Origin of the sequence: Martinezella hainanensis (assembly GCF_900094555.1) — a bacterium.
Classification (GTDB): Bacteria; Pseudomonadota; Alphaproteobacteria; order Rhizobiales; family Rhizobiaceae; genus Rhizobium; species Rhizobium hainanense.
This window is the reverse complement of the sequence record NZ_FMAC01000003.1, coordinates 342,785-360,754: the sequence shown is the minus strand read 5'-3', so window position 1 is coordinate 360,754 and position 17,970 is coordinate 342,785. Positions and strand designations below refer to the sequence as shown.

At 59.9% G+C, this 17,970-nt stretch carries 17 protein-coding genes; 3 read left to right on the top strand and 14 right to left on the bottom strand.

Annotated elements, in window-relative coordinates; all coding sequences use genetic code 11:
- Positions 1 to 286: 286 nt before the first annotated feature.
- On the top strand, positions 287 to 2,020 hold the full coding sequence (locus GA0061100_RS12260) for a tetratricopeptide repeat protein (protein ID WP_075852970.1): 1,734 nt from the start codon (positions 287 to 289) through the stop codon (positions 2,018 to 2,020).
- 223 nt (positions 2,021 to 2,243) lie between these two features.
- Positions 2,244 to 3,200 carry a TadE/TadG family type IV pilus assembly protein gene (locus GA0061100_RS12255; RefSeq protein ID WP_075852969.1) on the top strand — a complete coding sequence of 319 codons (957 nt, stop codon included), beginning with the start codon at positions 2,244 to 2,246 and terminating at the stop codon, positions 3,198 to 3,200.
- A gap of 85 nt (positions 3,201 to 3,285) precedes the next feature.
- On the opposite strand, the gene GA0061100_RS12250 is transcribed toward GA0061100_RS12255, so the two are convergent.
- The 13 genes from GA0061100_RS12250 to GA0061100_RS12190 form a co-directional block, all read right to left on the bottom strand.
- Positions 3,286 to 4,122, bottom strand: a complete 837-nt coding sequence (locus GA0061100_RS12250) for a bifunctional allantoicase/(S)-ureidoglycine aminohydrolase (RefSeq protein WP_075852968.1) — start codon at positions 4,120 to 4,122, stop codon at positions 3,286 to 3,288.
- Positions 4,123 to 4,211: 89 nt separating this feature from the next.
- Entirely contained in the window at positions 4,212 to 4,877 is a 666-nt protein-coding gene (locus GA0061100_RS12245; RefSeq protein WP_143525422.1) for an ankyrin repeat domain-containing protein, read from the bottom strand.
- A 147-nt stretch (positions 4,878 to 5,024) separates the two neighbouring features.
- Positions 5,025 to 6,476 carry a sensor histidine kinase gene (locus GA0061100_RS12240; protein ID WP_075852967.1) on the bottom strand — a complete coding sequence of 484 codons (1,452 nt, stop codon included), beginning with the start codon at positions 6,474 to 6,476 and terminating at the stop codon, positions 5,025 to 5,027.
- The gene (locus GA0061100_RS12235; RefSeq protein WP_075852966.1) at positions 6,473 to 7,147 is read right to left on the bottom strand and encodes a response regulator transcription factor; all 675 of its coding nucleotides are present in this window, start codon (positions 7,145 to 7,147) and stop codon (positions 6,473 to 6,475) included. Before GA0061100_RS12235 ends, GA0061100_RS12240 begins: the two co-directional genes overlap by 4 nt.
- Before the next feature lie 181 nt (positions 7,148 to 7,328).
- Positions 7,329 to 7,673 (bottom strand): type II toxin-antitoxin system RelE/ParE family toxin, encoded by a 345-nt coding sequence (locus GA0061100_RS12230; RefSeq protein ID WP_075852965.1) that lies wholly within the window; start codon positions 7,671 to 7,673, stop codon positions 7,329 to 7,331.
- A complete protein-coding gene (locus GA0061100_RS12225) occupies positions 7,660 to 7,935 on the bottom strand; it encodes a ribbon-helix-helix domain-containing protein (RefSeq protein ID WP_075852964.1) in 276 nt (91 codons plus the stop codon). Before GA0061100_RS12225 ends, GA0061100_RS12230 begins: the two co-directional genes overlap by 14 nt.
- 86 nt (positions 7,936 to 8,021) lie before the next feature.
- A complete protein-coding gene (locus tag GA0061100_RS12220; protein ID WP_075853259.1) occupies positions 8,022 to 8,678 on the bottom strand; it encodes a class II aldolase/adducin family protein in 657 nt (218 codons plus the stop codon).
- Between the two features lie 40 nt (positions 8,679 to 8,718).
- Positions 8,719 to 10,098: an FGGY-family carbohydrate kinase gene (locus tag GA0061100_RS12215; RefSeq protein ID WP_075852963.1), complete on the bottom strand. Its 1,380-nt coding sequence runs from the start codon at positions 10,096 to 10,098 to the stop codon at positions 8,719 to 8,721.
- Entirely contained in the window at positions 10,095 to 11,153 is a 1,059-nt protein-coding gene (locus tag GA0061100_RS12210) for an ABC transporter permease (RefSeq protein WP_075852962.1), read from the bottom strand. Before GA0061100_RS12210 ends, GA0061100_RS12215 begins: the two co-directional genes overlap by 4 nt.
- Positions 11,146 to 12,180 (bottom strand): ABC transporter permease, encoded by a 1,035-nt coding sequence (locus GA0061100_RS12205; RefSeq protein ID WP_244557815.1) that lies wholly within the window; start codon positions 12,178 to 12,180, stop codon positions 11,146 to 11,148. The genes GA0061100_RS12210 and GA0061100_RS12205 overlap by 8 nt, the downstream gene beginning before the upstream one ends.
- Entirely contained in the window at positions 12,173 to 13,666 is a 1,494-nt protein-coding gene (locus tag GA0061100_RS12200) for a sugar ABC transporter ATP-binding protein (RefSeq protein ID WP_075852961.1), read from the bottom strand. Before GA0061100_RS12200 ends, GA0061100_RS12205 begins: the two co-directional genes overlap by 8 nt.
- A 175-nt stretch (positions 13,667 to 13,841) precedes the next feature.
- Positions 13,842 to 14,849 carry a substrate-binding domain-containing protein gene (locus GA0061100_RS12195; protein ID WP_075852960.1) on the bottom strand — a complete coding sequence of 336 codons (1,008 nt, stop codon included), beginning with the start codon at positions 14,847 to 14,849 and terminating at the stop codon, positions 13,842 to 13,844.
- Positions 14,813 to 15,883: a LacI family DNA-binding transcriptional regulator gene (locus GA0061100_RS12190; RefSeq protein WP_075852959.1), complete on the bottom strand. Its 1,071-nt coding sequence runs from the start codon at positions 15,881 to 15,883 to the stop codon at positions 14,813 to 14,815. Before GA0061100_RS12190 ends, GA0061100_RS12195 begins: the two co-directional genes overlap by 37 nt.
- A 176-nt stretch (positions 15,884 to 16,059) precedes the next feature.
- Between GA0061100_RS12190 and GA0061100_RS12185 the strand changes: the two genes are divergently transcribed.
- Entirely contained in the window at positions 16,060 to 16,956 is an 897-nt protein-coding gene (locus GA0061100_RS12185) for a sugar phosphate isomerase/epimerase family protein (RefSeq protein ID WP_075852958.1), read from the top strand.
- Between the two features lie 79 nt (positions 16,957 to 17,035).
- Here GA0061100_RS12185 and GA0061100_RS12180 read toward each other — a convergent pair whose 3' ends face one another.
- Positions 17,036 to 17,758: a L,D-transpeptidase gene (locus GA0061100_RS12180; RefSeq protein WP_425298678.1), complete on the bottom strand. Its 723-nt coding sequence runs from the start codon at positions 17,756 to 17,758 to the stop codon at positions 17,036 to 17,038.
- Positions 17,759 to 17,970: the final 212 nt, after the last annotated feature.

Sequence of the window (17,970 nt, the reverse complement as noted above, 5' to 3'; positions counted from 1 at the left end):
CAACCGCCGTAATTTCTCATTATCTATTTCAACAATAGTCAGAACAGCGCAGTGAGGTCTTGATAAAGCCCCGTCAAGATTCTGATATTTTCTGAAATTTTTCTGAAATCGGTGATTTTGCTTGGAAAATTGGCACTTAGCCAACTCCGTTTGAGCTTGCCACTCGACCAATGTAAGCGATGTGATCTTTTTCTCGGTAGCAGCGTCGACACGTTGACTGTCGAGCCAGCCTCTCCTTATATTGCGACATAATTTAAATGGTACAGTTGGGGATCATTGGGAGCAGGTGTTTTATTTTGCTGGATTCGTTCTCGATCCAGATCGTGCAGAGCTTCACGGGCCTGACGGTTCCGCGATCCGGCTGCGCCCAAAAGCTTTTGAACTGCTGAATTTTCTCGTCGCGAATAACAAGCGCGTTGTCGGCAAACAGGAACTGATGGAAGCGGTCTGGCCCGGGATCTATGTCGGGGAAGACAGCCTGTTTCAATGCATTCGCGAAATCCGCACGGCGCTCAACGATACTGAGCGGCGCATGATCAAGCTTGTGTCTGGCCGTGGCTATCTATTCACCGCCGAGGTAACCGCAAGGCAGGAGAGCGTGGCACTGCAGCCTGCAGGGCGGGATATGCCGGTCTCCAATGCAAGCGTCATGGCAAATAGTGCCGGGACATCTGATCGTCGCGGATCGCGCAAGGTTTTGACTTTCGCCGCGTTGGCAATGCTTTGCGCGATTGCCACCATCATTGGTGCCACTGTCTTTTCCTCTCGGCTCCACGATGTTCTGGGCTCGGGTCAATCGGTCATCGAAGTTCTGCCTGTTGTCGATACTGTCGGCGATTCCCAGAGCGCCGTTTTGGCGCAAGGCATCGCCGCGGAAATGATCAACGGCCTCGCCGCGATCGACAATATCCGCCTGATAGCTCCACAGGAACAAAGCCCGGCGGCAGCCGCCAACCCGATTTCGCGAATTGTCGGCGAAGCCGATTTTCTCTTGCAGAGTGAGCTGCAGAAGAGTCCGCAATCCTGGATCCTTCAAACACGGCTCATAAAGGTGAGCAGCCGCGAGATCGAATCCGTCGCCGAGATAACGCTGGATGCCAACGAGCCTGATAAACAACGCCTTGCATCTCGGCTCGCTGCGGGCGCAGGCTATGAGCTCGCCAACCGCCTCAACAAACTTGGAGAGACCGATAGTCCGACCCCACGGTCCGGCGCCGCCAGTGTCGCGATCCAACAGGCGACCGCGTCGATCAATCAGACGACGAAGGAGCGCTTCGCGACGGCGCGATCGATTCTTGAAAAATATCTGAGCGATCAGCCTGATAATACCGATCTGCAGATCGCGCTTGCCACGCTGCATCTGCGCGGCATTCAGCTCGCCTGGTATGATCCAGCCGAGGCCAAGGCAGCAGAAAACGAGGCAAGATCCCTGATCGAGCACGCGCTGCGAACAAAACCGAACTCTCTCCCCGTGCTCGACATCTATTGCCGTTTTCTGACTGCAACCAACCAGTTCTCAGAAAGCCTTGTAGCGTGTGCAAGAGCGCTGAGCCTCAATCCATGGGATGGCGCGGCACTATTCCAACTTGGCCTGACGCAGATCCAGCTCGGGCGTTTCGAGGATGCGCTTGCGACATTCGAGCGGGCCGACCGCTTCGACACTCCGGCGGTGTCTCGCTGGACCTGGCTGCTGGGCGCGGGATGGGCTGATATAGTCCTCAATCGCAATGAAGATGCCATCGGATGGCTGCAACGATCTATCGCAATCACGCCTGGGACGGGACGCGCGCATATGCTTTTGGCAACCGCCTATCAGAGATTGGGTCGGTCGGATGAAGCCAAACAGGCTTTGGCGCAAGGGTTGCAACTGCGGCCAGGCTCGACAGCTGCGAATATTTCCCTGCCCATTCGCAATACCAGCCCGATCTACCTCGAAGCCCGCGAGAAAATTAGCCGAACGCTGATCGAGCTCGGGCTACCGGCCGGCGACGAAGCCCAAAAATCAGACGACCGGAACTAACAAGGAAAGTATTGCCGAACACCCATCTGCGATTGCTGCAATATCCACCCTGGATCAACACTCATGGCATGAAGCAATACCGAAGCATAAGTGCGGTACCGCCAGTCGGCCGTCAGCCATAAAAATACAACTCATGGCTAGAAGTTGGGCCACCTTCTAAACCACGTCTTTATATGTTTTGCCCATTCTCCGGCCAAAGCTTAAGTCTTTTCTGGTAGGAATAATGGGCACTCGCTTTTTTCGGCAACTATGCTGCCTGGCAAACGATCGCGCTGGCAATTTCGCGACACTGACGGCGCTGATCGCGGTCCCGCTGGCTGCGGCTGCCGGCATGGCAGTTGATTATGCGTCGGCGGTGCATCAGCGAACGAATTTGCAGGAAATCGCCGATGGCGCCGCTCTGGCCGGCGGCAAGATTTTCGATGGCACCAACTTGGCTGCCGCGCAGGCAGAAGCAACACGTTTCATCACCGCCTACGCAGACACGACACCTGCCAACCTCAGCTATGCCATCACAGCAAATGGACGCATCCTTTCGGTCAATTTGACCGGAGCGGTGCCCACGAACCTGATGCGCATCGTCAACATCAATAGCGTCAACATCGGCGTGAACTCTCAGGCCACGGCCCCGGCAAAACCTGACATCGTGACGATCACCCCGACACAGGCGCAGGGATGGTACTACAAAGTCATCACGATCCGCGTCGTTAGACCCAACGCCACAGCTGAAACCGTGGTCGGCACCGTGACCTATCAGCCGACGACTCATAACAACGATGGTCAGGGCACCATGACGGCCGTCCCGTCCGGCCCGATTACGCTGGGCCAATACACCAAGCTCGTACTACAGATGGACGTCAAGGACGATGGCTGCCCGCTTGGCAAAACGGCGTCCATCTCGAACAACAACGCCGTAAGCTGCAACAGCAAGAGCTCGGCCAGCACAAAATACGATCTGACCCTGCGGACGGATGATCCGAATACGTCGAACTACCTCTTCGTTGACGGTAGCCAACTCCCCAAGGGCGTCACCTTGCCGATCGAGAATTATTTCGGCTGCCAGGCAGCGCAAAAGCACGCCTGGGAAGACGGCGGCGGTTGGGACCGACAGGACTTTTTCTATACGATCTCATCGCAATGTTCCTCAGCCGATGGCGATGCCGTGCGCCTCACCAACTGATGCGGAGGCAATCGGGCAGACGACTGGACGTACAAAACCAGCCCGGCACCACAAGTGGCGCCGGGTTTTTCTTGAAGCGGCTTGCTTAACGGCGTGAGCCGAAGGGGCGAAGCGCCATGTGGCGGTTGACGTCCTTGTAGAGCAGGTAGCGGAACGGTCCTGGGCCTCCGGCATAGCAGGCCTGCGGGCAGAAGGCGCGCAGCCACATGAAATCGCCGGCCTCCACTTCGACCCAATCCTGATTCAAGCGATAGACGGCCTTGCCTTCAAGCACATAGAGGCCGTGCTCCATGACATGCGTTTCCGCGAAGGGAATGACGGCGCCGGGCTGGAGAGTGACGATCGTAACATGCATGTCGTGCCGCAGATCGGATGGATCGACGAAGCGGGTCGTTGCCCAACGTCCCTCCGTGCCCGGCATTGCGGATGGCGCAATATCCTTCTCGTTCAAGATGAGCGGCTCGGGATGCGCCAGTCCCTCGACGGCCTCATAGGCCTTGCGGACCCAATGGAAGCGGGCATGGGCACCCGAGCGATTATGCAGCGACCATTTCAGGCCCGGTGGCAGGAAGGCATAGCCGCCCGGCTGCAGGACATGCTTGCCCGATGGCAGCGTCAGCTCGATCTCGCCATCGACGACGAACAGCACGCCCTCGGCCTCGGCATCCTGCTCCGGCCGGTCGCTGCCGCCACCCGGCGCCACTTCCATGACATATTGCGAAAAGGTCTCGGCAAAGCCCGAAAGCGGCCGGGCGATCACCCAGCAACGCGTATCGTTCCAGAAGGGCAGATAGCTGGTAACGATGTCCTGCATCACTCCCTTGGGAATGACCGCATAGGCCTCCGTGAATACGGCACGCCCCGTCAACAGGTCGCTCTGCGGCGGATGACCGCCCAGAGAGGAGTAGTATTTTCTTTCCATTGTCCAAGCCCTTCATTCTCATCGTTTCGGGAGGCTAAGGCATTTGCCTCCCCGTCGTATTGCATAGCGTCAAAAGTCGGAATGCCGCGTTACGTCGCCCCCACCGCCGCCAGTAATGTCACGATCCCGGCATAACCGCGACTGCGGGCATGCCGCAGCGGCGTCACGCCATCATTATCGGCCAGATTGACGTTTGCGCCGGCATCTATCAACAGCTTGACGATCTGAACGTGGCGCGGGCCGCCATCGCCGAGAATGACGGCCTCGATCAGCGCCGTCCACCCCAGCCGGTTGACATGATCAACATCGACACCCGCCTTGATCAAGGTGTCGACGGTTTCGACGTGACCACGCTCGGATGCAGGAATAAGCGCCGTACCGCCATAGCGGTTGATGCTTTTGAGATCCGCCCCGTGGGCGAGCGTCATCTTGAGAATATCCAGATAGCCACGAGCGCCGGCATAGAGATAGGGGCTGTCCTGAATATCGTCCTTGGCATTGACGTCGGCGCCTGCCTCGATCAGCGCCCGCGCGGCCTCCACCTTGTTGCCATGGGTCGCGACAAGCAGCGCAGTCGCTCCGACTGCGTCACGCGCCTCGATGGGGGCACCGTCACGAAGCAGTTGCCGTATGGCGGCGACATCACCCGTCGCGGCCGCCTTGTGTAGTCGAAGATCCATTGTGTCGCCGAAGGCAAGAAAAGAAGTGCAGACAGCCGCCAGGAAAAACGAAGCCGACAACAGAAGTTTCAACATGCCTTATCCCGGTGGTGTCTTTGCCCAAACCTAGCAGGGAACCCGGCTTCGGAAAATCAAATATCCGAGCCCTGACCGCTGAGAAAACGAAAACACTTTCAGGATTTTGCATTGCAATAGCCGGCATCCACGATCTCGGACCGGCAGTTACCGCTTTTGCTGCCAGCCCATGTCTGCCACCACGATCGACGGCGGTATGGAACCAATCTGCAGCCGCACGCAAAAGCCGTGGCCGATGTCCAGGAACGAAACCCGCCCGCCGTGAAGTTCGGCAGCCTTCTTGACCAGATTCAGCCCCAGGCCTGCGCCGGATGAGCTGGCATTGATGCGGCGAAACGGCTCGAAGACACGGTCGCGCTCCGCCAGTGGTATGCCGGGACCTTCGTCGCAGACATCGATCGTACCGGCCGCACCGACGCGAACGATGATCGCGCCCTTTCCTCCGGCGTGATCGATCGCATTCCGGATCAGGTTGACGACCGCCATTTCGATCGTCGACGTCTGGATCACGAAGACCGCCGCCTCGACGCTCGGCTCGAAATCGAAATCGTAACCGGCATCCATCGCAATCGGCGCGAGATCGGCGGCGATGTTTTCGACCAGCACATTCAGATCCTTTTTCTCCGTGCGCAATTCGACCACGCCGATCGCCTGCATTTCCAGCAGCTGATGGGCGACGCGGGACAGGCGGTCGATATCGTCCCGAAGCTGGTGACTGACTTCGGCTTCGGGCAGAAGGTCCGCACGCGTCCGTGCAATGGCAATCGGCGTCCGCAGCTCATGTGCGGCATCCGCAAGGAAGCGATTGTGCCTGTTATAGCCTTCATCCAGTTTCGAGAGGGCATGGTTGAAGGCATCCACCAGGGGGATGATCTCGGTCGGCACCTTGGAACGCTCGAGCCGTGCCGAGCGGGTATCGAAGTCGATCGCCTGCGCCTGCGTTGCCGTTTCCACAAGCCCGCTCAACGATCGTCCGACGGCGCGCGGCGTGACGAGCAGCGTCGCAACCCCGGTGAGCGCCAATATCGGAGCGACGCCGATGAAGATGACGAATGCCATGGCCGGCAATACGTTGAGCCAGTGGATCTCGCCATGCGGCCCCTTGGGAACCTCGACGCGCATATTGATCCACACGTTCAGGCCGTCATTGTCGAAGCCGCGTTCGGTGGCCGCCATGATCTGCAGCTTGCCGATGGATGTCTCCCGGTTCTCGACCGTGGCATGCGCCCCGTTGCCGGTCTCCACTCTCGCCCGGTCGATCGTCCACGGAAAGCTCTCCGTGAGCGCGGCCGTCGGTATCTCTCCATATTGAAAGAGTATTCCTTTTTGGTCGCGGATCATGAACCAGAGTTCCGGGTAGCGCTGCTTCAGCTCCACGACCTCCTGCGTCTCGGCCACCTGCAGCTGCCCGTCATCATCCCGCGTTATCTGTTGCGCGACGACGCGGACGGCCTCTTCATTGGCATCCTCCAGCTCCGGATTGATGATCCAGATCCAGCCGACGAGCAGGACAAAGAAGAGAATGAGAAGGAAGGCCTGCAGGGCAATCAGCCGCTTTATCAGCCCCCAGCGTAACGATCGGCTGCGCTCCGGGTTCATGCCTTGGCCCGGATCAGATAGCCGATGTTCCGCACGGCCCTTATCTCGACCGTGGCTTCGGCCAGAAGCAGCTTCTTTCGAATGCGCGAGATGTGCGCATCCAGCGCGTTCGATCCGATCTCGTCCTCGAGGGCATACACGGCCTCGATCAGGTTCGGCCGCGTCACGATGCGGTTGGGGCGGCGCATCAGCGTCTCCAGCACCAGATATTCGCGGCGGGGAAATTCGACGAGCGAGCCGCCGACGAAGATCTCGTTGGTTCGAGGATCGACGCTCAGATTGCCGAAATTCAGATATCTGTCGGAAACCGTCGGCCCCCGTCTCTGGAGCGCTCTCAACCGGGCGAGCAATTCCTCGATCGCGAAAGGCTTGGCAAGATAGTCGTCCGCACCGCTGTCGAGCCCGTCGACGCGATGGTCAACGCTGCCGAGCGCGGTCAGCACGAGGATCGGCACGGGATGTCTGCGTTGGCGCAGAGCCGCGACCAGATCGAGCCCTTCGCCATCAGGCAGGCGGCGATCCAATACAAGAACATCATAGGTCCCGACACGGGCCATGGCATCGGCATCGGCAATCGTGCGGACATGGTCGGCAAGCACATCGCGGCGACGTAGCGCTTCCAGCAGCGCGCGGGCCATTTCGGGCTCATCCTCAAGAAGCAGAATTCGCAATGACTTTTCCCCAAAGGACAGCCATCGCCATCCTTCGCCCCCACTGACAGCCAAAGATTGCGGCTACATTACATGCACTTTACCGCTGTGGCATCAGAACAGTGTTGATGGGTAACCGTCAGGGAGGAGGCTGCTCGATTTCGAACGGGAGCGACCGCGGGGCGGATAGATAATTGAGACATTATTGCTCCAGCATGCGCGCCAGCATCCGCCTGATGTGATCCTGGCCGCCGAAGAAAATTGCCGCCACGACAATCGTACGGCGCTGCTCGATCGGCAAAAACCAGACGGCTGCCTTGTCGCGCCGCAGAAAGCGGATGCCGGGATAGATATCCGGCCGCAATGTTCCAATATAGGGGGTCTCGATCAATCGATCGATTTCCAGACGCAGCTCGCGGATGCGGTTCGCCGCACGCTCTAGAGCGTCCTCTGGCGCATCTCCAAGATCGAGGTAGGCCGTAAACAGATGATCAAAGATCAGTTCGAAATCGAGATCGGCGTCCCTGGAATATTCAAGGCTCCACACGATGGGCTCGCCGCTTCCGTTCGATCATACCCTCGATGCGTTCATCCATGTCCGCCGCCGAAACCTTCGGCCCATCGACACGGCGTTGCATGAGCCTGCGCAACCCTTCCGTCTCGACCGCTTCCGCTTCCGTCTTTTGCCGCAGCAGCTCCAGGCCCTGCTGGAGAACCGAACTCATGCTGGAATAACGCCCCGTCTCGACAAGCGAGCGAGCAAATGCATCCTGCTGATCGGTCAGCGATATCGACGACTTGACGCTCACGGGCAATCTCCTTCAGATATCTAAAGTGCTACTCAGTCGCACATATGTCAAGACGTCGCGGCGCGACGACGGAAGGCTGCGAGGGATTATTGCCGTCGCTTCGCCACATCGTTGACCCCATCCAGATCCGGCGCCTGTCCGTAGCTCATGTTCTTCATCTGCTGGATGACGCGCGCCATCTCCTCATCATCGAGAATGGGCGGCTCGCCGAGGGTGAGTGCCTGGACATAGAGACGCGAGAGAGTTTCGACCTCGATGGCAAGGGCAAGAGCGGCGGCCGGCGTCTTCCCGAGCGATATCTGCCCGTGCTGGCCGAGCAGGCAGGCAAGCCTGTCCTGCAGGGCCTCGATCGCGGCATCCGAAAGGGCCTGCGTGCCGAAGGTAGCGTAGCGCGCGCAGCGGATCGTCGTGCCGCCCGCGACACCCGTCATATAGTGAAAGCTCGGGATGGTCTTGTGATGCACGGCAAGCGTGGTCGCATAGACCGAATGGCAATGGAGCACGCAATCGATATCCCCGCGGGATGCGAGAATATCGCGATGGAACCGCCACTCGGACGATGGCCGGCGCTCCCCCTCGTAGCTGCCATCGAAAAACATCTGCACCAGGTCCTTTGGCTGCATCATGTCGTAAGGCAGAGAGGTTGGCGTGACCAGAAATCCCTTGGGATTTCGCACCGACACGTTGCCGGCCGTTCCCTGGTTGATGCCGGATGCATTCATCCGGCGGCAGATCGCCACCATGTCTTCGCGCAGGGCATTGTCGTCATAAGTCGTCACGATATCACTCCATTGTCTTGATCAGGGTTTGCCAGCGTTGCTGGTAAGATGAAAGCTCGGGAAGGCCAGAGATATCAGGGGCTTTGGCCGCCAGCGCTGCAGGCGAAGCACGGCTTTCGTGGGCGGCCAGCATGGCCGCGCCCGTCGCCGTTCCGGTGGTGCTGCGGCTGACGAGCACGCGTCGGTCGGGCAGCAAGGCCGCGACGATAGCGCCATAGAGCGGATCGACGACGAAATTGCCGTCCAGCACCACCGTTCTCGCCGGCGGGAGATCGCGGATGCAGGCGACAGTCAGCAGCGCCGAATAAAGTACCGCAAGTGTGAACCGGACACTTTCCTCCTCCGCGTGCGGACCTTCGAGACGACCACGACGGGCCGTGCCGGGAAAGAGCCCATCATCCGAGCCGAATGTCGGCAGCGCAAAAGTACCAGACTCAACGATCATCCGAAGCGCCTGCAACGAGGCCGGGCCGGAGGCCTTTGCTGCGACTGAGGAAAACTCCCGACCACCCATGGTCAGCATGCCGGGTGTCGGATTGCCGAAGACATCGGCATTGCAGGAATGGCCGGGTTGTTCGACGCTGAAATCGACGCCATTGCGATCGCTGAGCGCAACGATCCAAGTCCCTGTCGAGACGACGGTAAAATCGGAGAGATCTGCCGCCTGATAGCGATAGAGATTGGCCGAGGAGTCGTGCACGCCGCACAGGATACGCGTCGTCGCCTTCAGACCGCACCGCCTGGCAAGCTCCGGCTTCAGCGGACCAAGCGTTTCCCATGCGCGCCGCATCGGCGGCATGAGACGCTGCCATCCGCGGCTTGCGACGAGCGCGGCAGGCCGGCCGTCTGCCGATGCCCACAGATGCGACTGCGCCGCCAGGCTCGTCACTTCGCCCGCCAGCACGCCGGACAGGCGGAAAGCCCAATATTGCGGAGTGGCCAGATAGGCGCTGGCCGCCGCAAAGGTCTCCGGCCAGTGCATTTCCTGCCACAGCATCTGCCTGGCAAGGTGCGCTGCGCCCAGCATGATAGCGCTTGCCCTTTCGCGGTACGAGCCGACAATTGCCCTGTAGCGCGCATCGACATCGGCGGGGATCGGCTGCTCATAGTCGATCATCGGCATTGCCGCGCCCTGTCCGTCGACCAGCACGCCGCCGGATCCATGCGCGCAGGTGACGATCGCGCCTATATCGTGTCGCTTGCCCAATGCCGTCAGGCTATCGATGAGCCAGGCTTCCAGCTCGACAAGATCATGATGACGATAGGGCGGACCATCCTTGACGATGTTCGGCGTCGACAGCGTTTCCAGCACATGGCCGTCATCGCTGGCCGCCGACAGCTTCACATTGGTCTTGCCGATATCGAAAACCGCAACAATGCTCATTTTGGACCGAAGAAACGTGCTGGCAGCAGCCACATCAGGTAGGGCCGCGCCGTCTGTATCGCAGCGACGAAGATGAGAATGCCGCCCCATATCGCGACCGTCAGATAGTTGCTGAGGCCGAACTGGTTGAAGCCCGAGGAGATGACCTGCAGGATCGCCAGCGCCAGCATCAATCCGCCCGCCGTGCCGAAGCCGCCGAACGGATCGACACCGCCGAGAACAGCCGCAAGGATCGTCACCAGCAGATAGGATTGCGCGTAATCCGCGCTCGCCGAGTTGAAGGTCGCCAGCATGACCAGTGCCGAAAAGAAGCAGATCAGGCTCGACATGACATAGACGCCGACCAGTACCCGGCGCGTATCTATCGCCGAATAGCGTGCCGCCTCGATATTCGAGCCAATCATGGCGCAGGCGACGCCAAAGGCGGTGCGACGCAATATGAGGCTGACGATGACGGCCACCACAATCAGCAGCAGGAAGATCAGCGGCACGCCGACAATGGTGGTCGTCCCGATGCGGCTGAAGCCGTCCGGTATGCCCGAAAGTGCCATGCCACGCGTGAGATAGATGCTGATGCCGTCGATCAGCGATTTCGTGCCGAGCGTGATGAGGATCGGATGGACGCCGGTATAGGCGATGAGCGTACCGGTGATGAGGCCGATGAGCAGGCAGAGCGCAAGGCCGGCGACGAGCGCCAGTACTATGACGGCGAATGCCGTACCGACGCCAGTGTCGGGCGTGATCAGACTCTGCATGATGAAGGCCATCAGCAGCGCGCATTGGTTCGTCGTTGCGATGATCGCCAGATTGAGCCCGCCCGTTATCAGCGGCGCCATCATCGCCAGAGACAGAAGGCCAAGCAGCGGCAGCTGATACATGAAGGATTGCAGCGTGCCAACCGAGGCAAAATTCGGAATGAACAGAGAGAAGCCGGCAACCAGAAGGATCAGCAGGACGACAAGCCCGGCATGTGCTCCGGGAATGCCTGTCCGCATACGCGTCATTAGATCCGCCAGGCTGTTATTGATGTTATAGAGAACTGGAGGTTCAGCCATTGGACGACGCTCCGGCGATAATACGATGGCGGCGACCGGGTCGCGAGCTGATCACGGTGATCGAGGTCGAAACCAGGATGGTGATCCCGATGACGATCTGGAAGAAATAAGAGGAGACGCCAAGCAGGTTGAGCCCGTTCTGCAGGACCGCCAGAAGCACGATGCCGAGCAATACGCCAGGCACGGTGCCGATGCCGCCCGTCAGGCTGGCGCCGCCAAGCACCGCGGCGGACAGTACCGCAAGTTCGGTATTGTACATGGCATTGGGCACGCTCTCGCCGACCCGGTGGGCCTGCAGCAGGCCGGCGATCGCCGCCATCAGCCCAAGATAGCCATAGGCGACGAATTGCAGACGGCCAATATTCATGCCGATGCGCCGTGCCGCCTCCGCATTGCCGCCCATCGCATAAAGCTGCCGCCCGACGGAAGACCGCGTCATCCATGCCCAGGTGAACAGCGTCACCACCACCATGGCGACGATAGGCAGCGTCACACGGACGATATCGCCCGATGCCGTTTCCATGCGCCAGAAGACGACGCGGTTCGTCCACCAATCCGGCAATGTGTAGATCGACTTGCCGCCGGAGAAATACATCAGCAGCGAGAAGCTGACGCTCATCATGGCGATCGTCGCGATGATCGAGGTGATGCGCACATAATGAACCAGCAGTGCATTGAGGCAACCGAGACCGACACCGATCGCAAGGCCGTAGCCAATGACGGCTGGCGCCGAAAAGCCGAACTGCGTCGCGAGCAGCGCCGCGCAATATTGCGCGACGGAAGCGGTGGCGGCAAAGGATATGTCGATGCCGCCCGAAACCAGCACCACGAAGAGGCCCATCGCCATGATCGCCTGCACAGAATAGGTCTCGAGCAGATCGATGATATTGGCGAGCGTCAGGAAATCGCGCGCGGTCAGGGAAAACAAGATTACGACCGCGGCAATAACAGCTAGAAGCCAAGCTTCGGGACGTCGCTTCAATTGCGCGGCAAAGGATGGTCCGGCCATTTGGCTGTGCTCACGCATAGATGCGCTCCTTCATATTGGCCTCACTGACTGCGCCGGGCACGGCTTCGCCGACGATGCGGCCGGCGCGCATGTGGAGGATACGGTCGCAGGTCGCAAAGAGTTCCGAGACTTCGTCGGAGATGAGGATGATGGCGACGCCTTGGCGCGCCAGATCGGCCACCACATCGTAAATGCCCTGCTTGTTCTTGATATCGACGCCGACGGTTGGCGAATCGAGGATCAACACCTTCGGCCGTGTCGCGAGCCATTTCGCCAGCACGACACGCTGCTGATTGCCGCCCGAAAGCGTCTGCACGGCGTGATCGGCTGAGGGAACCTTGATGGCGAGCCGCTTGATCCAGTCATCGGCAAGCTGCCCGCGCGTCTTGCCGGGAATGAGCCCGAGACGGTTTGCCATGCCCTTCATGACGGCGAGTATGATGTTGTCGCCGATCGACTGCTGCAGGATGACGCCAAGGCTCAGGCGATCCTCGGAAACATAGGCTATGCCGGCGCGCACGGCATCGCGATTGGAACGGAGCCCAAGCTCCCCGCCCTCCAGGCGGATGCTGCCGCTCTCGGCGCGGTGCATGCCGAACAGCGTCAGGGCGAGTTCGGTGCGACCCGATCCCAGCAGGCCGGAGATGCCAAGCACCTCGCCGCGATGCAGCGTGAAGTCGACGTCGGCAAACTCGCCGCGGCGCGACAGACCGCGAACCTCCAGAACAGGTGCCGCCTCACCCATATCGCGCGCGACAATCGCGTGATCGATGTCGAGCCCCGTCATCAGATGAGCGATCTTCTTTTCGTTCATCTGATCGGCGGGCCAGGTGCCGACCTTGCGGCCGTCGCGCATGACAGTGACGCGCTCGGCGATCTCTACGACTTCGTCGAGCCGGTGGGAGACGAAGACGACGGCGATACCATCCGCCTTCAATCGTCCGACAATCCCCAAAAGACGGTCGACCTCGGTCCGCGTCAGCGATGCCGTCGGTTCGTCCATGAAAATCAGCCGTGCCGCGGCTGCCAGACCGCGGGCGATCGCCACAATCTGGCGCTCAGCAACGGAGAGATCGGAAACCACGAGATCGAGATCAAGCGCAAATCCGAGCCTTGCAAGGACAGCGCTTGCCTTCTCGCGCATCTGCTTCCACTTGACCGGTTTTACGAGCCGGTCGAGATGGCTTTCGATGGCGATGTTTTCGGCTACGGACAGGTTGGGAAACAGTGAAAGATCCTGGAAAATAACCTGAATTCCAAGGGCTTTTGCGCGGGCGGGATCAAGCGGAAGGACCGACTTACCCTCGATCTCGATCATACCGGCCGACGGCGGGTGCACCCCTGCTACCGTCTTGATAAGGGTCGACTTGCCGCAACCATTTTCACCAACGAGGCAATGGATCTCGCCGGGCCGCACATCCCAGTCGATCTCCTCCAATGCACGCACGCCGCCGAACCGCTTGGACAAGCCGGTCAGACGCAGAAACGAAACGTCATCGCTCATCGATCCACTCCGATTGCCATGGGTCGGCCGGCGGCGGCATTCAAGCCTGCCGCCGGCCCTCGGGAGGAACAGTCAGAGCTTTTCCGCTTTTCTCCGAATCGCGGAAAGGCTCTATCCTCTTGGTTCCGTCCGCATTCCGGACGGAAAACCGCTACGCACTTTTCCTGGAAATGCTCTAAAGGCCGAGCGCCACCAGCCGGTCGATATTCTCCTTATCGAGCGACTCCAGTTTCTGGGCCTGAATGAGCTTCTTGTCCGGATAGACGCGAACCTTTCCGACACCGGTCAGCTCCATATTGTCGGTCGGCTCCTTGCCCGCCGCCAGGATGGAGGCGAGCTGCACGAAAATCTCGCCTGCCGTCATCGGATTCCAGATGAAGCCGCCGCGGATCGTGCCGGACTTGACGTATTTGGCGCCCTGGCCCGGCGAGAAGCCGCCGACCAGTGCGATCGATTTCGCCTTTTCACGATCATCAAGCACACGGGCTGCGCCGATCGGGCCTTGCGATCCGAATGTCAGGATACCCTTGAGATCCGGATGGGCTCGAAGCTGATCCTGCGTGGTCTTGATGCTGTCATCCAGGCTCTCGGCCACGCCGAAGCGGTCGCCGAGCATCTCCATCTTAGGATATTTCTGCTTCTGATAGGCGATCGCCGCATCTGCCCAGGCATTATGCAGCGGCACCGTCAGCGAGCCGACATAGACGATGTATTTGCCTTCCTCGCCCATCTGCTTGGCGAGCAGGTCCATATGGGCCTGACCGTAGCCTTCGATGGTCGTCAGCTCGAAGTCCCAATCGGCCTCCTTCTGGTTCGGGCCTTCATGGGCGAGCACCTTGATGCCCGCGGCACGAGCGCGGCCAAGAACGGGATCGAGAGCGGCGGAATCGTTCGGCACGATGCCGATGACGGCGACCTTGCGGGCGATCAGGTCTTCGATGGCGCGCACCTGCTGGGCGGCATCGGCCTGCGTTGGCCCGACCATCCAGGCATTGGCCTTATATTCCGGCGCCGCCTTCTTGATGCCGACTTCCATGGCATTGAACCATGGAATACCGCCGATCTTGACCACGACGCCGACCTGCGGTTCGGCCGCCTGCGCCACACCGATTGTGCCGCCAAGAGTTCCGGCGACGACAGCGCCGCCTATTCCGGCGAGTATGGTTCGTCTTGTAACTTCCATTTTTCTCCTCCCAGTTTCGTATTACCCGCCTCCTCAAGCGGGCTCCGCGGCGTCGAACCACGGATCTCGACAGCGCAGCGCAGGCGTCGCGTAACCGGCTTTCCTCCGGAGCCAGTCATGCGTCGCAACAGCAGCGCCCAGGCCTGCTCGGCCATTTCCTCGACAGGCTGGCGCACGGCGGTAATGCCGGGTGCGACCAGCCGCATCCATTCCATCTCGTCAAAGCTCGCGAAGGCGAGATCGCCGGGCACGGAAAGCCCGATCTCAGCCATAGTGCGGTAGGTTAGAAGCGTGGTGCCGTGGTCAAGCGAAAACAACGCGCCCGGCAACGGGCGGTGGCGCAGCCGCTCCTCGAGGCGCTGCGCGCCATTGGCATCATCAATGCCGATTTCCAGCATTTCGACATGCATGCGCCCGGCCGCAGCTCGCACGCCTTCCCAGCGTTCTCGAACATTGGTGATCGACAGGCTGCTGCCAAGAACCAGACAATCACCATAGCCCTGCCTGTCGAGATGGGCAGCGATCGCGCCGGCGGCCGGGCCATTGTCGACGGCGATCAGATCGAAGCCGGCCGCATCTGGTATGCGGTCGGCAAGGACGACCGGAGCGAAAAAACCATTCGGCAAACGCTCGGCAATGGCGCCATCACAGGGAATGACGATCAGGCCGGCCGGACGCCACGAGCGGATCTTGCGCAGCCGATCTGCCTCCTCCTCGGCATTGTTGCGCGCGGAGACGACCACCAGATCGTAATCGTCGAGACGTGCCAGATGCTCCAGCGTGGAAACAAAGGAGGCGAACATCGGATTAGTGAGATCGGGCACCACGACACCCGCCAGCTGCGCCTTGCGCGAGCGCAGCCGGGACGCGCCGAGATCGACGACATAGCCGAGCTCGCGCACCGCGTCATTCACACGCTTGGCGAAATCCGGAGAGACCGTTGGCTTGCCGTTCAGGACATTCGAGACGGTTGCAACCGAAACGCCGGCTCTATCGGCCACCATCTTGATGGAAGGGGTTCGCGATTTCGACATTTTGCCCTCCCCTCAACAATCTCAGATTGATACTACGAAAATTCTGGTGAAACGTTTTATTGTAGGCTATACCTGTATATGTGCGGTGTCAACGTGAGTGTTTACAAGTATAAAACGATTCATGTCTTTTGCACTGCAGCAACTATTTTTGCATCCACGAAACCGGGAGGACGATCATGAACAAGCTGGGAGTTCACGCGCTGGTCTGGGAGGCAGGCTGGAGCCGCGACGAATGCGCCCGCGCAATCGCAAGCAGCGCCGAGGTCGGCTATGATTTCATCGAGGCACCGGCGCTGGACCCAAGCCTGATCGATCCGGAATTCACCCGCCGCCAGCTCGAAAAGAACGGCATCGGCATCAACTTCTCGCTCGGTCTCGATTTCGACACCGACATCTCAAGCGGCGACAGGGAAAAGGGTCGGCGTGGCAAGGCGAAGCTGGAGCAGGCGATCGCCGTTTGCCGCGATTGCGGCGGCGAATATATCGGCGGCATCCTGCATTCCGCTTTCGGCAAATATACCGAGCCGACGACGGCAGCAGGGGTCGCACAATCCGTCGATATCCTGCGCCAGGTAGCCGAGACGGCGGCCAAAAGCGACATCACGCTCGTTCTGGAAGTGGTCAATCGCTATGAATCCAACGTGCTGAATACCGCCGCTCAGGCCGTCGAGATGTGCAAGCGCATCGGCATGCCGAACGTGAAGGTGCATCTCGACGTCTACCATATGAACATCGAGGAATCCGATATTCAGGCCGCCATTCTCGAAACCGGCGACTATCTCGGCTATTTCCACACCGGCGATTCCCATCGCGGTTATATGGGTTCGGGAACGATCGACCTTGCTGGCGTCTTCAGAGCCCTCGTCCGCTCCGGCTACAAAGGACCGATCACGTTCGAATCCTTCTCGTCGCGAGTCGTCGGCCAGCCGCTCGAGGGTATTCTCGGCATCTGGCGCAATCTGTGGGACGATGGCCGCGACCTTGCCGAACATGCGCTGATGTATACGAAGGCACAGCTCAAGGCCGCCCAGGAAGCACAGCGTCAAAGCCAGCAGCGCAGCCTCCTGCCCTGATCGCTGATTGGCACAGATATCCTGCGCCGCCCTCCATCAACCGAAGACGTGGCTCCCCTTTTCGAGGGGAGCCGCTTACTCAGGCAGAAACGCCTTTGCTTTGCAGCGGCGACTGGTGAACGACGATCCGCGCATGATAGGGAATGCGTTCATAAAGATCGATGACATCCTGATTGACCAGGCGAACGCAGCCTGATGACGCCGCCTTGCCGATCGAGCGCCATTCCGGCGACCCATGCAGACGGTAAAGCGTATCCTTGCCGTTCTGGAAGATGTAAAGCGCGCGGGCACCCAAAGGGTTCTTGATACCCGGGTCCATACCACCATTGGCAACTGAATATTTCGCGAGTTCCGGCTTGCGAGCGATCATGTCTCCCGGCGGCTTCCAGCGTGGCCAATGCTGGCGCCAATGGATGATCCCTTCGCCCTGCCATGCAAAACCGTCGCGGCCAATGCCGACGCCATAGCGCATGGCCGTGCCACCACGCTCCACGACATAGAGAAATCTCGACACCGTATCCACGACGACGGTGCCCGGCGCTTCGCCGGTCGGATCGGGAACGCGCTGCCGATAAAACTTCGGGTCCAGCTTGCGATAGGGAACCGCCGGAATGACATGACCGCCATCGACCACGGAGGCATAGCGGGCCTCAAGCTCGGGATCCGGCGCGATGACGCTCTGAGGTTCTGACGCCACGGGAACGACGGGCGGCACACGAACCGGAGCTGCAATGGGAGTTGGAACCGGGGCCGTGGTGGCACAGCCCGCAAGCGCTGCGGTCACAGAAATCGACCCCAGCATGAAAGCGCGCCGGGAGAGAGTCTTTTCATTCTTGGTTGAGCGCATTCCTATCCTAACAGACCTCGCACATTGATATCGCGCCTTCGACCGATGAGGCCAAAAGAGGCGACATGTCTAATCATTAAGTGGTGATGACCTCATAGCCACTCGGGACCTACGATGACAAGTTCGCCAATACCATGACCATGCAAACTCAATCGACGAGTGTGGGC